The following is a 273-nucleotide window of genomic DNA, read 5'->3' as shown; positions in this document are numbered from 1 at the left end:
GAAGGTGCAGGACACGCGCCGCTGGCAGAAGAACCCGCACCTGAAATGCTCGCTTGAGCTGCTCGACGGGGTGCTGGATTATCTGCGATCGGAGCGGCTGGATATGTACCGGCTGTCGTCGGACATCGCGCCGTACGCGACGCATCCCGACATGCCGCAGTTTCACAATATGGTCGCCGAAAGCGATGCGGAACTGCGCGCATTCGGAGCAAAGGCGCGCGAATACGACATTCGCCTGTCCTTCCACCCGTCGCAATATGTGCTGCTGAACGC

1 pseudogene is annotated in these 273 nt (G+C 60.8%); it reads left to right on the top strand.

Going from position 1 to position 273, the window contains the following annotated elements:
- A pseudogene (locus AC0IYH_RS31560) lies at positions 1 to 273 on the top strand (hypothetical protein); the annotation flags it as partial.

The organism is Pseudomonas sp. AC463 (assembly GCF_979253585.1).
The sequence above is the reverse complement of the archived record's forward strand: the minus strand, read 5'-3'. Positions and strand labels throughout refer to the sequence as shown.